10 protein-coding genes are annotated in these 23296 nt (G+C 66.6%); all 10 read left to right on the forward strand.

Going from position 1 to position 23296, the window contains the following annotated elements:
* The first annotated feature begins 75 nt into the window (after positions 1 to 75).
* The 10 genes from VGT77_RS10455 to metH all read left to right on the forward strand — a co-directional run bounded on the left by VGT77_RS10455 (position 76) and on the right by metH (position 23245).
* Positions 76 to 3087 (forward strand): CHAT domain-containing tetratricopeptide repeat protein, encoded by a 3012-nt coding sequence (locus VGT77_RS10455; RefSeq protein WP_327462282.1) that lies wholly within the window; start codon positions 76 to 78, stop codon positions 3085 to 3087.
* A gap of 7 nt (positions 3088 to 3094) precedes the next feature.
* On the forward strand, positions 3095 to 5107 hold the full coding sequence (locus tag VGT77_RS10460; protein ID WP_327462284.1) for an adenylate/guanylate cyclase domain-containing protein: 2013 nt from the start codon (positions 3095 to 3097) through the stop codon (positions 5105 to 5107).
* Positions 5094 to 5825 (forward strand): hypothetical protein, encoded by a 732-nt coding sequence (locus VGT77_RS10465; protein ID WP_327462286.1) that lies wholly within the window; start codon positions 5094 to 5096, stop codon positions 5823 to 5825. The genes VGT77_RS10460 and VGT77_RS10465 overlap by 14 nt, the downstream gene beginning before the upstream one ends.
* A gap of 149 nt (positions 5826 to 5974) precedes the next feature.
* Positions 5975 to 7777: a ShlB/FhaC/HecB family hemolysin secretion/activation protein gene (locus VGT77_RS10470; RefSeq protein WP_327462288.1), complete on the forward strand. Its 1803-nt coding sequence runs from the start codon at positions 5975 to 5977 to the stop codon at positions 7775 to 7777.
* A gap of 2 nt (positions 7778 to 7779) precedes the next feature.
* Positions 7780 to 16119 carry a hypothetical protein gene (locus VGT77_RS10475; RefSeq protein WP_327462289.1) on the forward strand — a complete coding sequence of 2780 codons (8340 nt, stop codon included), beginning with the start codon at positions 7780 to 7782 and terminating at the stop codon, positions 16117 to 16119.
* A 50-nt stretch (positions 16120 to 16169) separates the two neighbouring features.
* Positions 16170 to 17597 carry a cysteine--tRNA ligase gene (gene cysS, locus VGT77_RS10480; protein WP_327462291.1) on the forward strand — a complete coding sequence of 476 codons (1428 nt, stop codon included), beginning with the start codon at positions 16170 to 16172 and terminating at the stop codon, positions 17595 to 17597.
* 47 nt (positions 17598 to 17644) lie between these two features.
* Entirely contained in the window at positions 17645 to 18583 is a 939-nt protein-coding gene (locus tag VGT77_RS10485; RefSeq protein ID WP_327462293.1) for a metalloregulator ArsR/SmtB family transcription factor, read from the forward strand.
* Positions 18580 to 19521, forward strand: a complete 942-nt coding sequence (gene metF, locus VGT77_RS10490; protein ID WP_327462295.1) for a methylenetetrahydrofolate reductase — start codon at positions 18580 to 18582, stop codon at positions 19519 to 19521. Before VGT77_RS10485 ends, metF begins: the two co-directional genes overlap by 4 nt.
* Complete coding sequence (locus VGT77_RS10495) at positions 19518 to 20573, forward strand: homocysteine S-methyltransferase family protein (RefSeq protein ID WP_327462296.1); 1056 nt, start codon at positions 19518 to 19520, stop codon at positions 20571 to 20573. Before metF ends, VGT77_RS10495 begins: the two co-directional genes overlap by 4 nt.
* An 8-nt stretch (positions 20574 to 20581) precedes the next feature.
* Positions 20582 to 23245, forward strand: coding sequence for a methionine synthase (gene metH / locus VGT77_RS10500; protein WP_327462298.1), 2664 nt, complete (start codon positions 20582 to 20584; stop codon positions 23243 to 23245).
* Positions 23246 to 23296: the final 51 nt, after the last annotated feature.

Below are 23296 nucleotides of genomic sequence, written 5' to 3' on the forward strand. Positions count from 1 at the left end.
CCAAACGCACGAGAGGCGGCGTGAGCTTCAGCTTCGGGGGTAGTCAGTGCCGTGCGCGCGTTGAAATCTATTGTCATGCTTGTGGCCATCGCCGGCGTTGCGCCGATTGCGGCGCAGGAGCAGCCGCCGAGTCTGCGCGACAGCTTTCCCTTGGGCAGCGACAACGCCGGCCTTTGTCAGGTGGAATCGAAGGGCCGAGATCCGGCGATCGGGTCCATCTTCGACCGGGCCTGGGCGATCGTCTGCCGGGACGCCGCGCGTCCGGTCGGCCGGCTTTACAGCCTTCGCGGCACCGCCGAGGCGACGAGTGCCCGGCTGCAGCCGATCCGCGCGGGAGAAGCGCGTTGCACCGGCGCGACCGACACGGTCGAGATCGAGGGCCTGGGCACCGCCACGCGACAGGAATGCCGCCTGGCCGACAGCGATGTTGGCTACCGCGTCTATAGCTGGCGCAAGGGGAACACGAACTGGGTGGCCGAAGGGCTTGCCGGTTATGACGACGCGCTGAAGCTAGGGCTGCGGACCCTGGTCGCCGACCGGCTGCTGCCGGGCAAGATCGAAGTCGCCACGACTAGCGTCAACGATCCCGTCGCCTTTGCGCGCGTGCAGGCGGGAACGCTCGACCCGGATCGGGCGCTGGCTGAAGGCTATCGCCGCAACAATGCCGGCGCCTATGCCGAGGCGGCCGAGTTCTTCGGCACGCTCCAGCAGCGCGCCGACGGTGCGCCGGACCGAACCGGCGAATATCTGATCAACGAAGCGTTGCAAAAGTCGAACCTGGGCCAGTTCGCGGAGGCCGACCGGCTGTTCGAGGAAGCCGCGCGAATCCCCACCGGCGACCGCGTCCAGACCCGGCTGCGTCGCAACTTCCGTGCGCTCCACCTGATCAACCAGCGGCAGCTGGACCAGGCGCTGGCCGAACTCGACCGGCCGGTGACGCCGCTGACCGAACCGATACGCGTGATCGGCGGCGCCGTCGAAATCGCCAGCCAGGTCGCGGCCGAGATCAACGCCGGCGCCGCTAGCGGTGAGCGGCTCGGCACGACGGAAGCGGGGCAGCTGACCCCCGAGGAACGGGCCGTGATCCTCGACGCCCAGGCGCTGCAGCTGCGCGGCACGATCCTGCGGATGAAGGGCCGCCACGCTGAGGCGGTGCAGACGCTCGAGGAAGCCGCGCGCCGCGCCCTGTCTGTACGCAGCGGCCGGGTGATCTCGATCGTCCGCCTGCGTTCGCAGATCATGTCCGAATCGGCAGCCGCGTTCGAGGCGCAGGGTAATGCGAGCGGCGCCGAGGAGCGGTTTCGCCAGGCAATCGTGCTGCTGGAACAACGTTATCCCGACACCAACGTAGTGGCAGCGGCGCGCAGCCGTCTGGCTGCTTTCCTGCTGCGGCAGCAGCGCACCGACGAGGCGCTGGCGCTCTACAAGATCGTGGTCGACGACGTCGTCCGTCGCGGCAACTCGGCGACGGGTCTCAGCAACCTGCTCGCGCCCTATTTCGAGGTGCTGGCCGGGCGCGCGTCGGGTAATCCAGCGCTCACCGAGCAATTCTTCCTCGCCACCCAGACCCTCGTGCGGCCCGGCGTGGCGGACACGCAGAGCCAGCTGTCGCGGCAGCTGAGCCAAGGCACGGGCGAAGCGGCCACCCTGTTCCGCCAGGCAATCGTTCTGCAGCGCGAAGTCGAGCGCACGCGTGTTGCGCTGGCGACGTTGCGTTCGGCCGAGAAGCCTGACCAGGGCGCTGTCGACGCTGCGGCTGCCGAACTGGATCGGCTCGAGCGCGAACAGGCGGCGATGCAGGCCCGGCTGTCCGAGTTCCCGCAGTACCGGGCGCTGTCCACGGACACGCTTTCAATCGCCGACCTGCGTGGCGTGCTGAAGCCAGACGAGAGCTATTTGAAGCTCGCTGTCGTCGGCCAGGCGGTTTATGGCGTGTTCGTCACGCCTGCCGACGCGACCGTCTACAAACTGCCGATCACCGCCGACACGCTGGATCAGCGCGTGGACGCACTACGCGCGACCATCTCGCGGCCTGAGGACGGTCAGGTCTATACCTACCCCTTCGATCTGGAACTCGCCCGCAAGCTCTATCTGGAGCTGACCGGCCCGGTGGCGAACCGGATGGCACAGGCCAAGGCCGTGATCTTCGAACCTGACGGCGCGATGCTGCGGCTGCCGCTTGCTCTGCTGCCCGTCGATCAGGCGAGCGTCGACCGCTACCGCCAGCGCGCAAGCCGGCCGGGCGCCGACAAATTCGACTTTTCCGGCGTCCAATGGCTCGGCCGCAACACGCGGATCAGCACGGCGGTGTCGGCGCGCGGCTTCCGCGATGCGCGCCGTGCGCCGCCCTCGGCCGCGCAGCGCCCCTATCTCGGCTTCGGCGAAAATGCCCCAGCCTTCACCCGCGTGGCCATGACGACGGTCGACTCGAACGATCCGTGCCAATGGCCGCTCAGCGAGTGGAACAAGCCAATCTCCGCGCGGGAGCTACGGACGGCCCAGTCGGTGCTCGGCTCCGGCTCTGACGTGATGACCGGCGCTGCCTTTACCGACGAGGCCGTGATGGCGCGGGGCGATCTCGCGCAATACCGCATCCTCCATTTCGCGACCCACGGCTTCGTCACCGCGCCGCAGCCGCAATGCCCGGCACGCCCAGCGTTGCTGACCAGCTTCGGCGATGCGCGCTCCGACGGGCTGCTGAGCTTCAAGGAAATTTACGATCTCCACATGGATGCGGACCTGGTGCTGCTCTCCGCCTGCGACACCGCCGGCCGTGCGACGGTCGCGGCGACACGCGAGGCGGGCGTCACCACCGGCGGCGGTAGCGCGCTCGACGGCTTGGTCCGCGCGTTCATCGGCGCCGGCGCGCGCTCGGTGCTCGCCAGCCATTGGCCTGCGCCGGACGAGTATCAGGCGACGGAGCGGCTGATCTCCAGCTTGTTCCAGGTGGCGCCGGGCACCTCGATCGGCGACGCGCTGAAGGCGAGCCGCTTGAAGCTGATGGACGAGCCGGAAACCTCCCATCCTTTCTACTGGGCCGGGTTCGTGCTGGTCGGCGACGGCGCCCAGCCTATCGTTCGGATGTGAGCCGGCGTTGAACGAGGCCGAGGCGAGCGGCCGGCCGCAACAGCCGCTGCGCAAACGGGCCGCACGCGTCGTCCAGCAGGTCGGCACGCCTCGGCTGATCGTGTCCGCCCTGTTCGTGCTAATCGGCATCTTTCTTGCCCGCTATAGCTGGCAGGTGCCGCTGATCTCCGACGCGGAACGCGCGCTCTACGATCTCAGGCTGATGCTGACGACACCGCGGGCGGAGCAGGACCCGCGCGTGCTGCTCGTCACCTACACTGACGACACGCTGATCAACACGCAGGTGCGCTCGCCGCTCGATCGGCGCATCCTCGCCGACGCGCTCCGCAGCCTCGACCAGATGGGCGCCAAGGCGATCGCGATCGACGTGATTGTCGACCAGCCGACACCCAACGACGAGTATCTGATCGAAGCCTTTCGGGCGATGAAGACGCCGACTTTCCTGGCCTTCACCACTGCGGCCACCAACCAGCGCTTCATCGACACGCGGCAGGAGGAGTTCCTGCGCGAGTTCCAGGCCAAGATCCGGACGACGGCGGTTAAACCGACGAGCATCGAGATCGAGACCGATCCGGACGGCGTGGTGCGGAGCTGGCCGCATCAGCCCAAAAACCTGCCACCGCTCCTTGCCCGCGCGGTCACCGGCGGGAACGACCGTTTCCAGGAGTATCGCCGCGGCGTCCGCTTCCGCCTTCCCGCGTTCGAGGACCGGCCGGTCTTCGCCAAGCTGCCGATCGACCTCTTCGCGGCGCCCGAGACGGCCGCGCTGATGGCCGAGCAGGTGCGTGGCCGTTACGTGCTGATCGGCGGCGACATCCTCGATCTCGACCGGTTCGAGACCCCGATGAACCGCATCACCGGCGAGCGGACGATCGGCCTCGAAGTCCACGCCCATATGCTGACGCAACTGCTCGACGACGTGCAGTTCGGCCGTATTCCGCGTCTGGGCATGTGGGTGGTGGCTCTCCTCGTGGTCGCTGCCGGCGCCCTCACCGCCCTGTCCGACGCCAAGGCGTGGAAAGTCGGCCTGATGCTGGCCGGCCAGGCTTTCTTCTTTATCGCCCTGCCCTTCTACCTGCAATGGCAGGGCACCGACACGCGCTTCTTGCCTGCATTCGGCTGGAGCATCGGCTGGCTGCTCGCCTTTACCGCGGTTGGCGCGGCTGTGCGCGCGATCGGCTCGCAGCAACGGCGATTCGCCCAGTCGGCGCTCGGCAAATATCTGCCACGAGACATTGCCAGCGAGATCATGCGCGATCCCGACCGGCTCGCCCTGCACGGCGAGAAGCGGGAGATCTTCGTCGTCTTCACCGACCTGGAGGGCTTCACCAAACTCAGCCACGCCATTCCGGCCGAGACCGTGGCCTTCCTGCTGAACCGCTATCTCGACATGCTGAGCGACGTCGTGCTGCGCTATGGCGGCACCATCGATAAGTTCGTCGGCGACGCAGTGGTGGCCTTTTGGGGCGCGCCGATCTCCCGCCCCGACGATGGCGAGCGCGCATCCCGCGCCGCCTGGGCGATGTACGAGGCCGGTGAGGCGTTCCGGAAGGAAGTGCCGGAAGGCGTGCCGGCGATCGGTCGCACCCGCGTCGGGCTGCACTGGGGCGAAGCGATCGTCGGTAACTTCGGCGGCGAGGGACGTATCCAATATACCGCCCTCGGCGACAGCATGAACACGGCGGCCCGGCTTGAATCGGCGAACAAACCCCTCAACTCGACCGTGCTCGCCAGCAAGGCGGCGGTCGAGCGGTCCGGGCTCGACTGGTGGCGTCCGCTTGGCCGCATCACCTTGCGCGGCCGCTCGACGCCCGTCGAAATCTTCGAGCCTGTGCCCGAAGCCACAGCGGAGGAGCGTGCGTATCTGCAGGAGGCGCTCAGACGGTTCGACGCAGGAGACCGCACCGTCGTCGATGAATTGCAGACATTGGCGTCAACCAATGTTCGCGATGCAGCGCTCGCGAATTTGGTTTATCGTCTGCAGCATATGGACTCGGGAGGCAGTTATGAACTTGGCTAGCATCTGGACCCGCCTGTTGGCGGGTGGAGCGCTCACCGTAGCGATTGCTGGCGCCGCGGTCGCCGGACCGGTGGTAGTCCGCTCGACCGGACCCTCCGCCAAGGCATATCCGGTCGGCCGCCAGCTCGCCGACAGTGCGCAGCTGGCTCTCAAGGCCGGCGACACCGTCGTGCTGCTCGATTCTCGCGGCACTCGCACAGTGTCCGGCCCGGGCAATTTTCCTGCCCTTGCGGCGGGCACGAGGGCGAGCGCCGCGCAGACGGCGAGCCGGATCCTTGCCAATCAGGGCACGTCCGAGCGGCGCGGCGGAGCGGTGCGGGGCGGAACGCCGAGCACGAGCGCGCGCAGCCCCAATCTGTGGCTCGTCGATTTGAGCAAAGCTGGCACCGTCTGCGTGGCCGACCCGAATGCAGTGCGCGTCTGGCGCGGCACGGCAACCGATGCGGCGACGGTGAAGGTCAGCGCGGAGGTCGGAACAGACACCATTGCCATGGCTCCCGGCGCCGCGATCGGCGACTGGCCGAAGTCGCTGCCGGTGAAGGATGGCGCCGAATATACCGTGTCGATGAACGGCAGTGCGCCGGCCAAAATCAAGTTCGTGACCGTGCCGGTGCCGGCCAGCCTGGAAGATACGGCTTCCTCGCTGATCGCCAAGGGCTGCAAGACCCAGCTTGACCTGCTGATTGCAACGACGGGCGGGAGCGGCAATGCCGGCTGATCTGGCCGCAACTGCTTGAAGTTGAAAGGGGCGGCTGATAGCCTAGCCTGTGCAGGTCGGGTGAGCCAAGGCATCGGCTCACGGGTGTCGGACGACCGGAAGCGGCAAGCGTGAAGGGCGCGGCCAAACGAATTGGTTTTGGGGGGAAAATGATGCGCACTGTGCGCACGGGCCTGTATTCTGCCTTTGCCGGTGCTGCGTCGCTGGTCTCTACGGTTGCGATTGCGCAGCCGACGCCGCCGGCCCCTGGCCAGCTGCCGTCCCCTGGCACGACGCGCGAGGAGATTGAGCGCGCCCGCCCTCCGCTGCCGCCGCGTGCCGGAGGCCCCGGCCTCACCGTCGATGAAGATTTCGAGCGCGCGCCCTGCCCGCTCGCCGATCCTAAATATCAGTCGGTAACGTTCGAGCTGCGCGAAGTGCAGTTTGACGGGCTGCGCGGCATCTCGCCCGATTTGCTGCGCCCGGCCTTTGCCGATCTGGTCGGCAAGGCGGTCTCGGTCGCCGGCATTTGCGAGATCCGCGACCGCGCCGCCACAATCCTGCGCCGCGAAGGCTATCTCGCCGCCGTCCAGGTGCCGCCGCAGCGAATCGAGAACGGCATCGTCCGGTTCGACGCGCTGATCGCAAAGCTCGCGGGTGTACAGGTGCGCGGCCAGGTGGGCCGGTCCGAGCCGCTGATCGCCGCCTATTTGCGCAAGATCGAGCAGCAGGAGGTGTTCAACATTCGCGACGCCGAGCGCTATCTGCTGCTCGCCCGCGATATTCCCGGCCTCGATGTGCGGCTGGTTCTACGCCCGGCCGGAGCCCGTGGCGACGTGATCGGCGAGGTTTCGGTCACGCGCGTCCCGGTCGAGGCGGATGCCTTCGTCCAGAATCTGGGCTCGCGCTCGGCCGGCCGCTGGGGCGGTCTGGCGCGCGTGCAGCTCAATGGCCTGACCGGCCTCGGCGACCGCACCAGCCTGAGCTTTTTCAGCACCGCGGACTTCGAAGAGCAGCAAGTCATCCAGGCCGGTCACAGCTTCAAGTTGGGCGGCGAGGGCCTGACGTTCAGCGGTGACTTCAGCTATGCCTGGACCCGGCCGGACGTGAATCTCGGCCCCGGTGTCGAGCTGAAGGCGCGCACCCTCTCAGCCTTTGCGGATCTCAGCTACCCATTCGTCCGCTCACAATCAGCAAACCTTCTTGGCAGCTTCGGCATCAACGTCGTCAACCAGGAAGTGGACTTCAAACAGGGCTCTGGCGCGTCCTTCACGCCCTTCCAGCGCGATCGGCTGCGGGTGCTGTTCGCCCGCCTCGACTATGACGCGGTCGATCCGCGCTCGGTCGCGAGCACCGCGGGGTTTTCGCTTGCCGAACCGCGCTGGCGGACCGCCGCAGGCATCGAGCTGCGGCAGGGCGTGGACCTGAACGCCAGCGAAGCCTGCAATGGCGCACTGAACTGCCGGCTTAGCCGTCAGCAGGCGGACCCGACCGCTTTTGTCGCGCGCGCCTCCGCGCTGGTCGAGTATCGGCCGCGGCGGGACCTTACCTTCAGCATCGCCCCGCGTGTGCAATATGCGCCCGATCCGGTCCTCTCCTACGAGCAATTCTCGGTGGGTAATTTCACGACCGGTCGCGGCTATGATCCGGGCGCGCTGTCGGGCGACAGCGGCCTAGGCTTCCAGAGCGAAGTACGGTTCGGGTCGCTGCTGCCGCGGACGATCGACGGCTTCGCCTTTCAGCCTTTCGGCTTTGCCGATCTGGGTGTGGTCTGGAATGACTTCCCGGCGCTGGGCCAAGGCAGCCCCGAACGGCTCTGGTCCGTCGGCGGCGGCGTGCGCGCCGCCTGGGGCCAGCGCGCACGTCTTGACGTGACACTGGCCGCCCCCCTCAACCGAACGGCCGTGCAGCCCGATCGCGACCTGCGCCTGCTCGTCACATTGTCCACGCGACTCCTGCCTTGGAGACGTTGAGTATGTCTGCTTACCCCACTCCGCTCCGCCGCCGCGCCCGGCTTCTCGCCGGATGCGCCATCGCGCTTGGCCTGAGCGTTCAGGCCCAGGCGCAGAACGCCTTCCAGGCCGATGTCACTGGCGTACCGCTCGGCAGCGCCAACGTGTCGCGCGGCCAAACCGTGAATGGGCGGCTGACGGACGTAGTCACCGTCAACAGCAAGCAGGCGGTGATCAACTGGTCGGCCACCGGCGCGCCCAGCCTCGACGGCTCGGTCAAGGTCCTCGACACCAACAACCAGTTGCTGTTTACCGCCGATGGCAACACAGTCGGCGACTATACGGTCCTGAACCGCATCACGCCGACCGCCTCGGGCACACCCGCTATTCGCATCGACGGTATCGTCCGCAGCCAGCTCGATTTCGGCTATGGCGCAACGCAGCCAGGCGGCAACATCCTCTTCTACAGTCCCGGCGGCATTATCGCCGGCGCAACCAGCCAGTTCGACGTGGGCAGCCTGGTGCTTTCCGCCGCCGACATCCTCTACGATCCAGATAGCGGTCTGTTCGGGTCCGATGTTGACGCGCAATCGGGCACGCTCCGCTTCCGCGGCGCCACGGACAGCCGCTCGGTGGTAACGGTCGAGAATGGCGCCAGCCTCAAGGCACGCGACAATTATGTAGCGCTGGTTGCCCCGCGCATCGTTCAGGCCGGTCTGGTCGAAGCGGCCGGATCGATCGCCTACGTCGCAGCCGAGTCCGCGGACATCACCATCCCCATGGCGGGCGGTCTGTTCGACATAGGCATTGTGCAAGGCTCGAAGGTCGACGCCGGCGGCGAGACAACCCTGACTCATAGCGGCACCACCACAGGTCCTGAGGATACGGCGCAGGTCGACAATCGGCGCATCTATATGATCGCGCTGCCGAAGAACGACGCGGTCACCATGCTGGTCAGCGGCAAAGTGGGCTACACGCCGGCCGCCAATGTGCAGCTTGCCGATGGGCAGATCATCCTGGCGGCGGCAAATAGCATCTCTTCGAGCGACACGGTTTCGGGTCTTGCGGTCGGCAGCACCGTGCAGATCACAGGCGGCACTTACAGCTCCGACTTGAAGGTCGTCGCCGATCAGATCGCCCTCACCACGAGTTCGGCCAACGTGACCGCCGCCGGCGACCTCGCCTTGCTGTCGGACACCGGCGGCAGTGTCTCGATCCAGGCGGCCGGCGGGATCATCACGGCAGCCGACATCATCCTGGAGAGCAACGCCCAAGGCGGCTCCGGCGGCTCCGCTACCGGTGGCCAGATCAGCATAGCCGCAAGCGCTTCGGGCAAGATCCAGGCCGCTTCGATCAGTGCCGGCGCGAGCGGCAGCGGCGGCGACTCGGGCTATGGCGCGGGCGACGGCACCGGCGGCACGGTCACCATGACGGCAATCGGCGGCGGCCTTATCCAAGCCTCCGACATCGACCTGCTCGCCAAGGGTTTCGGCGGCGACGGCTCCTCTGCTGGCAAGGCGGAGGGCGGTGCCATCGTCGTCAACGCGACCGGCGGGTCCATCCTCTCCAGCAACCTCAATCTCGATGCCTCCAGCTTCGGGGGCCAGTCTTTCGGCAGTGGCGCGTCGGGCGCCGCAACCGGCGGTACCGTGACCCTCACCAGCGGCATCGGCGGCCAGATCACAGGCGCGGGCACGTTCCGCGCGAACGGCAATGGTGGCCGCGGCTTCTCGTCCAGCAAGGCCGGGAACGGCACCGGCGGCACCGTGAACATCCAGCTGACCGGCGGCAATCTCGACGTGTCGGGCGGCACCACCCGCATCTTCGCCGATGGCATCGGCGGCAACAACTTCAGCGGCGGCGCGGCCAGCACGGCGCGCGGCGGCACGGTCAATGTCAGCGTCGGCAGCGCCAGTTCGCAGTTTGCCTTTGGCACGCTGCTGATCGGCGCCGATGGCCGCTTTGAGGAATTTTTCGACGGATCGCCCCCGCCCAATCATGGTGGCGCCGGCGTCGGCGGCACTGTGACCTTCGCCGTATCCACTGGAGCCGTCCAAGGAGGCGAACTCGAGCTGACCGCCACCGGCAGCGGCGCGGGCAGCCGGGCGGGCGGCGTCGGCGGCAGTGGCTTCCAGGGCCGAGCGGCGCTGTCACTCAGCGGCGGGACATTGAACGTCGACGCGGTCTCCCTCCTCGCCGAAGCCTATGGCGGCGACGGCAATGAGCAGGGTGACTCGGGCTATGGCATCGCGGCTGGCTCGGGCGGCTCGGCTGGCGTCGGTCCATCGCTGTTCGTGGGCGAGGCAGGCGCGATCCTGACCGCCACCGGCGGCTCGCTCAGCGCCGGCAGCATCGATGTGAGCGGCGACAGCTCGGGCGGTTCCGGTGGCGACGGCCGCGAGTTCAACTCCGAGCCTCTCGCGGGTAACGGCGGCGCCGCCACTGGCGGCCTTGCCAGTTTCACAAGCAGCGGCTCGGCATCGCTCTCGGTCGGCTCGCTGCGCGTGCGCGCCAATGCCAATGCCGATCCCGACGGCGAGGAAAGCTTCCGCGGCGGCTCCGGCGGCTCGGTTCGGCTGTCCGACAGCAGCTCGTCCGATGGTCTTGCAGGCTCAGGCGGCGCGTCGCTCGGCGGCCTGGCAACGATCACGATCGACGGCTCGGGCAGCCTGACCTTCAACGAAGTCACGGCGCGGGCGAACGGCTTTGGCGGCGACGCCGGGCTGGTGGCAGATTTTGCCGAAGGTCCCATTTCCGGAGCGGGCCGCGGCGGCAATGGCGGCGCGGGTGCAGGCGGCACCGCCAGCATCCTGATCAACACCGGTCTCTCCAACTCCCCAGAAGTAAGCGCGGCGGCCAATGGGTTCGGCGCGGACGGCGGCCGCGGACCCAATAGCGGCAACGCGGGCGACGGCCTGGGCGGCAGCGCCACCGTTACGATCGCCGGCGGGACAACGACGTTCGACCGGATCCACGTTTCGGGCAGCGGGTTTGGCGGCAATGGCGCCGACGGCAATACCGGGGCGGGCGGCTCCGGCGGCAAAGGCCAAGGCCTGAACGCTGCCCTCACCATTGCCAGCGGCGCAAACGTCTTCACGCAGGAGCTGACGCTCTACGCCGATGGCGAAGGTGGCCGAGGCGGCGACGGCTCGCGGGATGCGGTCGGCTTTGACGGCGGCCATGGCGGCGACGGCAAGGGCGGCAATGCGGCGCTCACCCTCACTGAGGGGTCTATCACCCTGTTCGGCGGCGAGGGCGGTTCGACGGCGATCATCTCCTCGAACGGGCTTGGCGGCTCTGCTGGCAGCGGCGGAACCGCCGACGAAGGCGGTGGCGGCAATGGCGGCAATGGCGGCGATGCGACCGGCGGCACGGTGACCGTGCTCTCGACCAACGGCTCGCTGGACTTTTTCTCGACCGAGTTCAGCGCCAATGCGATGGCGGGTTCCGGCGGTTCGGGCGGCGCGGGAGCGGTCAGCGGTGCAAGCGGTGTCGACGGCCAGGCGATCGCCGGCGCGATCACCATCGACGCGCAGCATCAGGGCAGCTCGACTGCGCAGCTGGATTTCGGCTCTGGCTTGCTCACGGCCAGCAGTTCGCTGCGCGAGAGCCGCGCCGGGCTTGCCGGCAAGATCGTGGTCAATGCCGTGGGCGGGAACGCCGCCGGCGCAATCCGCTTCAGCACCTTGGCGGTGGACGCAACCGGCGCGCTTCCAGGAGCCGGGACGGCGACCGGAATCCGCTTTGCTGGCAGCGGCACGACCCGAGTCAACAGCTCCGCCGACCTGAATGCGGTCGGCGATATCGTCCTGGCCGGACGGCTGGACATCGGCGGGCCGCTCACCGCATCGACGAACAGCGACCTGCTGTTCACGAACGGCGCCGATGTCTCGGTCCTCGCCGGCATCGACCTGCGTTCGGGCGACGACATCATCATCGGCTCGGGCGCGCTGCTGCGCGGCACCAACGGAACACCGCCGGAAGCCGGCTATGGCGGACCGCAGTTCGATATCCGAGCCGGCCTGCTCGACCGCGTGGGCGAAGTGGCCGTCGGCGAAATCTCCTCCTTCATTCTCGAAGGCGATGTAGAAACGCCCGGCCACACCGTGATCGTTTCGGCCGACGCGGTGGTCGCGCGCACGGACACGCAGTTCAGCGCCGGCAATCTCTACGTGAACCTGCGCGATATACCCGAGGGCGGCGAAGTGCCGCCGCTCGACGATCTCGGCCAGCTGCGGCCGCTGCGCTCCCCGCCTTGTCTGCAGGGCGACGTCTGCTTCGGCAATGTCAGCGTCACCGGGAATCTCGAGATCGGCAACGCGTTTCTCGGCGTGCCGATCAACGTACGACTGAACGGCGGCGTCGATGCGGAACGGGTGACGCTGCTGGGCCGGAATGTGCGGCTCGGCCAGGCAAATCAGGCCAACTTCATCAAGGCCTCGCAAAGCCTCTCGATAGCATCGCTCAACTCCAGCCTGTTCCTGGACGGAGCCCTTACCGTTCAGGGCGGTGTCGAAAACACACAGATCCTGAGCGCGCTCAACATCAATGGCAGCAAAGCGTCGATCAGCGCGACGGGCACGCTCAACCTTTTCGCGACCAACAACATCACACTCGGCTCTCTCGAAGCGGCGGCCATCCGCACTGTCGATTTCACCGGCACCATTGTCGAGCCGGCCGGCATCAAGGTCGCGGGGCTAATCAACATCGGCAAGGTCACCTCGGCGGACAACCTGGACCTGCTCGCCGGCACGGGCGTGACAGTGGGCGAGGCGGACCTGTCCTCTGCCGCCCTGCTGAGAATGATCACTGACGCTGGCGCGGCTAGCCTGGGCAAGGGCTTTGCCGGTTCGGTCTTCGTGAGCGGCGACACGGCTTCGGCCACCGTCGATGCCGTCGGCACCGTCGAGGTGGAAGCCCGGCTGGGCGACGCCACCCTTGGCACGATCAAGGCCGGCAACATCTTCGCCAATGCCGCAGGAAATCTGACCTTCGCTGATCTGACCGCGGAAAACTCCGTCGGTTTGAGCGCGGGTCAGCTGTTGTCGGGCGGCAATGCGCGCAGCGCGTTCGTCAACCTTTATTCCGATGGCGATATCAAGCTTGCGGGCACTCTCGACGCGGTCGCGCCGGAGACCGGATATGGCGACGGCGGTGCCATCGACATCTACGCTTTGGGGGACATGGATCTCGAAGCGGGCGCGCAGCTGCTGGCCGACGAGAATATCACTCTTCGCGCCGGGGACGATGTGCGGATCGGAGCTGGCGCTACCCTGCTCGCCGGCCGCGATGCGCCTGCCAGCTCGGCGCCGCCATTGTTCCAGCCGGGTCTGCTCCGCGTCGAAGCGGGCGCGATCAACGTGCTGGCTGCCGAGCCGGTCGGATCGGACAATGTCCATGCGATCGTGATCGGGAATGGCGCCACGCTGACCGGCCGCACGGTGGTGCTGACGGGCGAGGCGATCCAGGCTGCGCCGAACAGCAGCATCGTCGCGACCAACCTGTTCGTGCGGATCAGCGCGGCGCCGCCGCTCGGCGCGGCCCCGCTCGACGACGGCGGCGCGCTCTCCGCCGACTGCGTACAAGGCAACATCTGCCTTGGCGGGCTCACCGTTGCCGAACAACTGCGCATCGGCGAAGAGAACTTTATTGCCAATCGCGTGCTGATCTCCGGCGCGGGCGGTGCGAACGATGTGCTGATCCGAAGCCAGGACACGCTCACCTTGGCGGCTGGACTCGGCGGCGAGGCAGTCGAGCTTCGGTCGCTTTCGGGCGACGTCGTGATCGGCGCCGGCGCGAGGGTGGAAGCCAGTGGCGGAAGCCTCACCATCCTCGCCGCCCGCGATCTCGCGGGGAGCGGCGGACGCGTAGTCGGCTCTGGCGAGGTCGTTCTCGGCGTGGGCCGGAACCTGTCGCTCGGCACCTTGCAGGCGGCGAGCTTGCGCGGTGTCGATTTCAGCGCACCGCTCCAGCTTGCCGGCGCGGTCGACATCGACCTGCTCACTTCGAACAACGACATCCGCGTGAAGGCCGGCACCGGCATCTCGATCGGCACCGCCAGTCTCGGCACGAACGGGCTCGATCTCTCCACCCAATCCGGCCCGATCTCTTTAGGAAGCGTCATTGCAGAGGCGGTAACCCTGACCGCAAGTGCGGGCGCGATCACGGTTGCCGACCTTGTCGCGCCTGCCGGCGTCACCGCCGAAGGAACGGCGATCAGCCTGACCGGCAGCAACGGGCTGCTGGTCCAAAGCGCGGTCGCATCGGGGCCGATCGAGCTGGCGACGACCGCCGGCGATCTCGCGATTGGAACGGCAACCTCCGGCAGCATCATCGATCTCACAAGCGCCAGCAAAGTCTCCTTCTCCAGTCTTGACGCAGCGGCGGCTCTCACGATTGCAGGCCAGGGTGACGTAACCGGCGGAACGGCGAAGGGTGCAAGTGTCGCGATCACATCGCCGGGGTCGGTCAAGGTTACGGACCTGATCGCATCGTCCGGCGACCTGTCCATGCAGGCAGGCACGGGCGTGACACTCGGCTCTGTTAGCAGCGCGAACACGGCCAGCCTGAAGACGGCTGCGGGTGCGCTTGTCGTAACGTCCGATATCGTGGCCGGGACGGGCCTGATCCTCTCAGCGCCGTCGATCAGCCTTACGGCGAAGAACAGCCTGAACATTCTCCAGGCCGACGCCACCGCCGGCGACCTGGTGCTGAAGACGCTCGCAGGCGATCTTGCAGCGGGCATCTCCACCGCAGCTGGAGCCATGTCGCTGGACAGCGGCGGCGATCTGACATTTGCGAGCCTGACTGCTCAGCAGGCGGTCAGTCTCGCTTCGGCGGGTTCGATCAAGGGCGGTTCGGTTGCGGGCAGCTCCGTCTCGGGTGTCGCCGGCAGCGGGTTCAGCGCCGATGCGTTAACCGCTAGCAGCGGCGGCATCGACCTGGCTGCGAACGGGATCGCCGTTGCCAGCCTCAAGGCTGTGGGCACGGCCACTCTCGCCGGCGGACCCGGGACGGTCGCCGTCAGCGACGCGAGTGCCGCCAGCTTCGCGGTCTCCGGCGGTTCTGTCTCGCTTGCGTCAACCGGCAGCCTTGTGCTGACCAAGGGCAACGCAACTTCCGGCGACCTGACGCTGAGCAGCGCGCAGGGAGACATCAGCCTTGGCCAGGCGAGCGCCGCCGGAACTCTGAGCGCATCTGCGCAGAACGGCACCTTGAATGTATCCGGTGCCGCCACCGGTTCGACGATCGCCTTCACGTCCAAGGATCTTGCGATTGGCAGTTCGGGGCAGATCGGCAGCAAGACGCAGACCAAGGACCTGACCCTGATCAGCACGGCGGACCGCGTCTTCCTGGGTGACGCGACCGGCGCCGGATATCGCATCGACAATGCAGAAATGGCGCGCATCGTGTCGGCCGAGGATATCACGCTGCGGTCCAATCCCAGTGGTATCAGCAGTGCCAATTTCGAACTGCTCGATCCAGCCGGTACGAACATCGTGATGGGCAGCTTCACGTTCGACGGCGCTCAGTTGGGCAGCAGCGGCCAGCTGACGTTCGACACGCAAAGGTCGATCGGCGTCACCGGCAATGTTCAGTTCAAGAACTTCAACAATGACCAATATGTGCTCTACAAGGCCGGAACGGACATTTCCCTTGCCGCCGAGACGGGCCTCGTCACGATCAAGAACGCCTCCGGCGGCCTGGCCGGGACGTTGGAACTGAGGGCGCAGCAGGTTCACGCCATGTCGACCAAGGCGCGGGCGGAGATTGCCGGGCTACAGCTGAACGAGGTGCGGCAGCGGCTGGGCACCAATGATCAGCTGGAAAATGACGGCGGCTATTTTCAGGCGAACCGGATCATCGTCAACATCGGCCGCCTCGCCTTCATCCAGAATAGCGGCGCGAATGGCAATGATCCGGACCTGAAGCGCGGCATCACCGCCAATGAGCTGATCATCAATGCCGGCGAGGGCCCGCCCTTGCAGCTGGTCATCAACGGCAAGGAAGGGAGTGCGACCGGCGAAGCGTTCAGGTCCAGCATCGCCCTGCCTAATTCTATTGACCCCCAGTCGGGGTTCAACGGCTGCGTGAGCGGTTCTGCCTGCATACCCGTGATCGTCGATCCGGGTCCTGACCTCGGCACACCCGCGCAAATCGTCCTCGCCTCCTCCCGCGACCAAATTCAGGATGAAGAGGAGGAGGACGAAAAGGAGGAGGCGCTGCAAGCAGCGCAGACCCGGCCCGATCCCGTGATCCAAATGGCGCCCGCGCCCACCTCCCGCTTCGATCCGCTGATCGACGAGCCGGTCACCGGCGCCGGCAACGAAGATTTGTGGGAGCCGACCGGTCCAACGCCATGAGGTCGGGGAGCGGTTGACGCTCCCCCGCCCTTGCCTCCAAGGCGGCGGCCATGAGCTTGCGCCTGTTCAACAGCCTGACGCGTCAGATCGAGCGCTTCGTGCCGGTCCATGAAGGTGAGGCACGCGTCTACACCTGCGGGCCGACCGTCTATAACTACCAGCATATCGGCAACATGCGCGCCTATGTGTTCGCCGATACGCTCGGCCGCGTGCTGAGCTTCAAAGGATATAAGCTCAGCCACGTCATCAACATCACCGATGTCGGCCACCTGACCTCCGACGCCGATGAAGGCGCTGACAAGATGGAGAAGGCGGCGGCGACCAGCGGCAAATCCGCCTGGGATATCGCGAAGTTCTACACCGACGCTTACTGGCGGGACATCGAGCGGCTGAACATTCGCCAGCCGATGAAATGGTCGATCGCGACCGACTATGTGCCCGCGATGATCGAATTCGCCAAGTCGATCGCGGACACCCACTGTTATCGACTGGAAAGCGGCCTCTACTTCGATACCTCCACGGTGCCCGACTATGGCCGGCTCGCCCGCGCCGCGACCGATGCCGGCGAGAGCCGTATCGAGGCAGTCGAAGGCAAGCGCCACCCGACCGACTTTGCGATCTGGCGCACCACGCCGCCTGGCGAGACGCGGCAGATGGAGTGGGACTCGCCTTGGGGCCGCGGCGCGCCGGGCTGGCATCTCGAATGCTCGGTCATGTCCGAGGCGCTGCTCGGCTTCCCGTTCGACATCCACACCGGCGGTATCGATCACCGGGAGATCCATCACCCGAACGAGATCGCGCAAAACCAGGCGCGGTGCGGCACGCCCGACAGCGGCGCGCGCATCTGGATGCACAACAACTTCCTGATCGACCGCGGCGGCAAGATGTCCAAGTCAGCCGGCGAGTTCCTTACGCTGCAGGCACTGGTCGACCGCGGCTTTCATCCGCTCGCCTACCGACTCATGTGCCTACAGGCGCACTACCGAAGCGAGTTGGAGTTCAGTTGGGACAATCTCGCCGCCGCCTTTACGCGTCTGAAGCGTATGCTGATGGCGGCCGAGCGCATTCCGCCTGCCGATGTGGCCGAGGTCGCGGACAAGCGCATCGCGGCCGAACTCAAGGCGTTCGAAGAGGCGGTCTCGGACGACCTCAATACGGCAAAAGCGCTGACCCATTTCGAGGCCGTCCTCTCGATAAAGGGCTTGGACCCAGGTCGGCGGCGCGGTGCCCTGACAGCGATGGACAGAGTTCTCGGCCTGCGGGTCCTCGACATCGCGCGGACAGACCTGCGCATCGCGCCGGCCGGTGCTTCGATCACCCCTGACGAGATCGAAGCGAGCATGGCCGCGCGCGGGAAAGCGCGGGCGGCCAAGGACTTTGCCGCCTCCGATCGCATCCGCGACGAGCTTGCAGTAGCGGGCGTCGAGGTGATGGACGGCGATCCCCTCGGCTGGGACTGGAAGCTCAGCAGCGACTAACCGCATCCGCCTTGCGCAGATATAAAGATATCTTTATGTCCTGATCTGTGGATCGGCTGCTCGACATTTTCCGTGCGCTTGGCGACCCGACGCGGCTGCGCATCTTCGCGCTGCTGCGGCGGATGGAGCTGTCGGTCGGCGAACTCGCCCAGGTGCTGGGGCAGAGCCAGCCGCGCGTGTCGCGCCATGTTCGCATCCTCGCCGACGCCGGGCTGACGACCAGGCGGCGCGAAGGCAGCTGGGTGTTCCTCGCCCTTGCCGAAGACCCGCGCAACGAGCCGCTGCTGGCGGCGATCGAGCAGGTGTCGGGCGACTGGGCCGAAGAGGATGCGGCACGGCTGGCGCAGGTCCGCGCTGAACGGGCCGAGGCCGCCGCCCGCTATTTCGAGGCGCGCGCAGAAGAATGGGACGCGATCCGTTCGCTGTACGTGCCCGAACAGCAGGTCGAGTCGGCGATGACCGAGATGCTATGCAGCGCACCGGTGGGGCGGCTGGTCGATCTGGGCACCGGCACCGGCCGGATGCTCGAAGTGTTCGGCGTCGGCGCTACGCGCGCGCTTGGCGTGGACCGCAGCCCCGAAATGCTGCGTCTCGCCCGCGCCAAGCTGTCGGATGCCGTGCCCTCTGCCGAACTGCGTCAGGGCGACTTGACCGCGCTTCCCCTAAGCGACGCGATTGCCGACACGGTGATCCTGCACCAGGTGCTGCATTTCGTGACGCAGCCTGGTGCCGCGCTGGCCGAAGCGGCGCGCCTGGTCGCCGATGGCGGCCGGATGCTGATCGTCGACTTCGCGCCACACGAAAAGGAAGAACTGCGCACGCGCGATGCGCATCAGCGGCTCGGCTTTTCGGACCAGCAGATTGCCGGCTGGCTGCAAGGCGGCGGGCTCGATCTGGTTCAGGTTAAGGAGCTCGAAGGGGGCGAGCTCACGGTGAAGCTTTGGCTCGCGGAACGGCCGAGCCTCCGGCGAAAGGAAGCAGCATGACCCTCTCCCTCGCACAGATGGAGGAAGCGCGCCGCGCGCTCGACGCCCCGCTGTTCGCCGATCTATCCGGCGACGTCGGTGTATCGTTCGAATTCTTTCCGCCGAAGACGGAGAAGATGGACGCGCAGCTTTGGGACGCGATTCAGACGCTCGCGCCGCTCGGTCCGCGCTTCGTCTCCGTCACGTATGGCGCGGGCGGCTCGACCCGCGAGCGGACCCATTCGACCGTCGCGCGCATCCAGCGCGAAACACCTCTTTCCGCCGCGGCTCACCTGACCTGCGTCGAAGCAAGCAGAGACGAGATCGATACGGTGGCGGAGGAATATTGGGCTGCGGGCGTGCGCCACATCGTCGCGCTGCGCGGCGATCCGCCGGTGATGGGAGAAAAGTTCGCGGCGCATCCGCAGGGCTACGCCAATGCCGCCGATCTGGTCGCCGGTTTGAAGCGTCTCCACCCCTTTGAAATCTCGGTCGCAGCCTATCCGGAGATGCACCCGGACTCCGGTACGCAGGCGGCCGATCTCGACAATCTGAAGCGCAAGCTGGATGCCGGCGCCAGCCGTGCCATCACCCAGTTCTTCTTCACGCCGGATTGCTTTTTCCGCTTCCGTGACGCCGCCGCCGCGGCCGGGATTGGCGCCGAAATCGTGCCGGGCATCTTGCCGGTCTCGAACGTGGCACAGACGCGCAAATTCGCAGGGCTGTGCGGCGCCGAGATCCCGGGCTGGATGGACCGGCTGTTCGAAGGGCTCGACGATCATCCCGCGGCGCGCCAGCTGGTCGCGGCGACGCTCGCTGCCGAGATGTGCCGCAAGCTCTATGCAGGCGGCGTCCGCAACTTCCACTTCTACACGCTGAACCGCGCCGAACTGGCCTATGCCATCTGCCACTTGCTGGGGCTGCGGCCAGTCGCGTCCGTCCGGGAGCAAGCCGCATGATCCAGTCCGAAGCAGCGGCGCGTCTTCGCGCCGAGGCCGCCAAGCGTATCCTGCTGACCGACGGGGCGTTCGGCACAATGATCCAGGCCTATCGCCTGACCGAAGCCGGCTATCGCGGCAGCCTCGATCTCGGCCACGACCAGAAGGGCAATAACGACCTGCTGGCGATCACTCAGCCGCACGTCGTCGCCGAGATCACGGAAGCCTATCTCGAGGCCGGCTCCGACATCGTCTCGACCAACACCTTCAACGCCAATGCGATCAGCCAGGCGGACTATGGCGCCGAGCATCTGGTCCGCGACATCAACGTCGCTTCGGCCCAGATCGCCCGCAACGCCGCGCGCGCGGCAGTAGCGGTGGACGGACGGCCACGCTTCGTGGCGGGCGCGCTCGGCCCAACCAACAAGACGCTGTCGCTATCGCCGGACGTCAACGATCCCGGCTTTCGCGCCATCGGCTTCGACGAACTGAAGGATGTGTATCGCGAGCAGGTGGACGCACTTGTCGATGGCGGCGTCGACTTCATCCTGATCGAGACGATATTCGACACGTTGAATGCCAAGGCTGGCATCATGGCCACGCTCGAAGCGGGCATCGCACGCGGCCGTGAGATCCCGCTGATGATCAGCTTCACGGTCACCGACATGTCTGGTCGGAACCTGTCCGGCCATTCGATCGAGAGTTTCTGGGCTTCGGTGCGGCATGCCAAGCCGCTGACGATCGGGCTGAACTGCTCCTTCGGCGCCCCGCAGCTGCGGCCGAGCGTCGCCGCGCTGTCGCCGATCGCCGACACCTTGCTGATGGTCTATCCGAATGCGGGCCTGCCCAACGATCTCGGCCAATATGACGAGGCGCCGGAGACCACCGGCGGTTTCATGGGAGACTGGGCGCGCGAGGGGCTGATCAACATTGTTGGCGGCTGCTGCGGCACCACGCCGGCGCACATCAAGGCGATGGCGCAGGCCGTTGCCGGCAAGGTCCCGCGAACGATTCCGGCGGCCGCGCGCCAGACCTTCCTGGCCGGCCTCGACCCGATGCGCATCGCTGCCTGAAAGCAATCATGACCCCTGCTTACCAAGAGCCCGCCGCGGCTCCGCAATCGGCCGTGTTCGTCAACATCGGCGAACGCACCAACGTCACCGGATCGGCCGCTTTTAAAAAGCTGATCATGGCCGGCGACTATGCCAAGGCAGTCGAAGTCGCGCGTCAGCAGGTCGAGAACGGCGCGCAGATCATCGACGTCAACATGGACGAAGGCCTGCTCGACGCCGAGCAGGCGATGACTACCTTCCTGAAGTTGATCGCCGCCGAGCCCGACATCGCCCGCGTGCCCGTGATGATCGATTCGTCCAAATGGTCGGTGATCGAAGCGGGCCTGAAGTGCGTGTCCGGCAAGCCGATCGTCAACTCGATCAGCATGAAGGAAGGCGAGGACGCGTTCCTGGATCAGGCGCGCAAGGTCATGGCCTATGGCGCGGCCGTGGTCGTCATGGCCTTCGACGAGGTCGGCCAAGCCGACACCAAGGAGCGCAAGGTCGAAATCTGCGAACGCGCCTATCGGCTGCTGACCGGCATCGGCTTTCCGCCTGAGGACATCATCTTCGATCCGAACATTTTCGCTGTCGCGACCGGGATCGAGGAGCATAACCGCTACGCCATCGACTTCATCGAAGCCTGCCGCGAGATCAAGGCGCGCTGCCCGCATGTCCATATCTCCGGCGGCCTATCGAACCTCAGCTTCAGCTTCCGCGGCAATGAGCCGGTGCGCCGGGCGATGCACAGCGTGTTCCTCTACCACGCGATCCCGGCCGGCATGGACATGGGCATCGTCAATGCCGGCCAGCTCGACATTTACGATGCGATTGACCCGGAACTGCGCGACGCCTGCGAGGACGTGATCTTCGATCGGCGCCCGGACGCTACGGAAAGGCTGATCGCGCTTGCCGAACGCTATCGCGGCACCGATGCCGTTGCCGACAAACAGGCGGAGGAATGGCGCGGCTGGCCCGTCGCCAAGCGGCTGGAACATGCGCTGGTCAAGGGTATCGACGCCTTCGTGGTGGACGATACCGAAGAGGCGCGGCTGCAGTTTGCACGGCCGATCCAGGTCATCGAAGGCCCGCTGATGGACGGCATGAACGTGGTCGGCGACCTGTTCGGGTCGGGCAAGATGTTCCTGCCCCAGGTCGTCAAATCGGCCCGCGTGATGAAGAAGGCGGTCGCTCACCTCCTCCCCTATATCGAGGCGGAGAAGACCGCGGAGTCGAAGGGCAAGGGCCGGATCGTGATGGCGACGGTCAAGGGCGACGTGCACGATATCGGCAAGAACATCGTCGGCGTCGTGCTCCAGTGCAACGGCTTCGAAGTGATCGATCTCGGCGTCATGGTGCCGTGGAACAAGATCCTCGATGCCGCCAACGAGAACCAGGCCGACATGATCGGCCTCAGCGGCCTGATTACGCCCTCGCTCGACGAGATGGTTACGGTCGCCGAGGAAATGCAGCGCGCCGGCATGACCATGCCGCTGCTGATCGGTGGCGCGACCACGTCGAAGGTGCACACGGCGCTGCGCATCGACCCGGCCTATAAAGGGCCCGTCATCCATGTGCTCGACGCCAGCCGCGCCGTCGGCGTCGCGTCGACCCTCGTCAGCGACACGCTAACGGACGAGTTCGTCACCAAGACGGCCTCGGAATACGAGGCAGTTCGCACCGCGCGCGAGGGCAAGGGCCAGAACGAACTGCTTCCGATTGCGGAGGCGCGGGCGCGGGCGTTCAAGCCGGATTTCTCACTCAAGCCCCCGCGCCCACTCCGGCCCGGGCTGCACGAGATCACCGACTTCACCGTCGAGCGGCTTCGCGACTATATCGATTGGACGCCCTTCTTCCGCGCCTGGGAGCTGGCGGGCAACTACCCGGCGATCCTCGAAGACGACGTGGTCGGCGACAGCGCCACAAGCCTGTTCGCCGATGCGAACGCGATGCTGGACAAGATCATCGCCGAGGACTGGCTGCAGCCCCGCGGCATGGTCGGGCTATGGCCGTGCCGGCGCGATGGGGATGATATTATCCTGTTCCCCGGCGCAGGCCGGGGCCCAGAGGACGGCACCAATGGACCCCGGCCTGCGCCGGGGAACATAAGATTGCCCATGCTCCGCCAGCAAATGGCGAAGAGCACGGCCAAGGCGAATATGTGCCTGGCCGATTTCATCGATCCTGAGGGCGACTGGATCGGCGGCTTCACCGTCGCGATCCACGGCGCCGAGCCGCACCTGGCGCGCTTCAAGGAAGCCCATGACGATTATTCCGACATCCTGCTGAAGGCGCTCGCCGATCGCCTGGCGGAAGCCTTCGCGGAGGCACTGCACCAGCATGTCCGCACCACGCTTTGGGGCTATGCGGCGGGCGAGCAGCTGACCAACGAAGCGCTGATCAAGGAACACTATCGCGGCATCCGTCCGGCGCCTGGCTATCCCGCCTGTCCGGACCATAGTCTGAAGCCGATCCTGTTCGACCTGCTCGGCGGCAATCCTTCCGGCGCGACGCTGACCGAGAGCTTCGCGATGCTGCCGACCTCGGCAGTGTCCGGCTTTTACTTCGGTCACCCTGATGCCAGTTACTTCGGCGTCGCCCGCATCGGTCGCGACCAGCTGGAAAACTATGCCGCACGCCGCGGCGTCGAGCTGGCTCAGGCCGAACGCTGGCTGCGCCCCAATCTGGACTGACAAAAAAGCGCCGCCAGTCACCCGGCGGCGCTTTTCCCCTGTTGAACTCGG

Origin of the sequence: Sphingomonas sp. (assembly GCF_035944535.1) — a bacterium.
GTDB lineage: Bacteria > Pseudomonadota > Alphaproteobacteria > Sphingomonadales > Sphingomonadaceae > Sphingomonas_B.

Coding starts and splice junctions, on each gene's coding strand:
- VGT77_RS10455 (WP_327462282.1), top strand. CDS start 76: ATGCTTGTGGCCATCGCCGGCGTTGCGCCGATTGCGGCGCAGGAGCAG.
- VGT77_RS10465 (WP_327462286.1), top strand. CDS start 5,094: ATGAACTTGGCTAGCATCTGGACCCGCCTGTTGGCGGGTGGAGCGCTC.
- VGT77_RS10470 (WP_327462288.1), top strand. CDS start 5,975: ATGATGCGCACTGTGCGCACGGGCCTGTATTCTGCCTTTGCCGGTGCT.
- VGT77_RS10475 (WP_327462289.1), top strand. CDS start 7,780: ATGTCTGCTTACCCCACTCCGCTCCGCCGCCGCGCCCGGCTTCTCGCC.
- cysS (WP_327462291.1), top strand. CDS start 16,170: ATGAGCTTGCGCCTGTTCAACAGCCTGACGCGTCAGATCGAGCGCTTC.
- metF (WP_327462295.1), top strand. CDS start 18,580: ATGACCCTCTCCCTCGCACAGATGGAGGAAGCGCGCCGCGCGCTCGAC.
- VGT77_RS10495 (WP_327462296.1), top strand. CDS start 19,518: ATGATCCAGTCCGAAGCAGCGGCGCGTCTTCGCGCCGAGGCCGCCAAG.
- metH (WP_327462298.1), top strand. CDS start 20,582: ATGACCCCTGCTTACCAAGAGCCCGCCGCGGCTCCGCAATCGGCCGTG.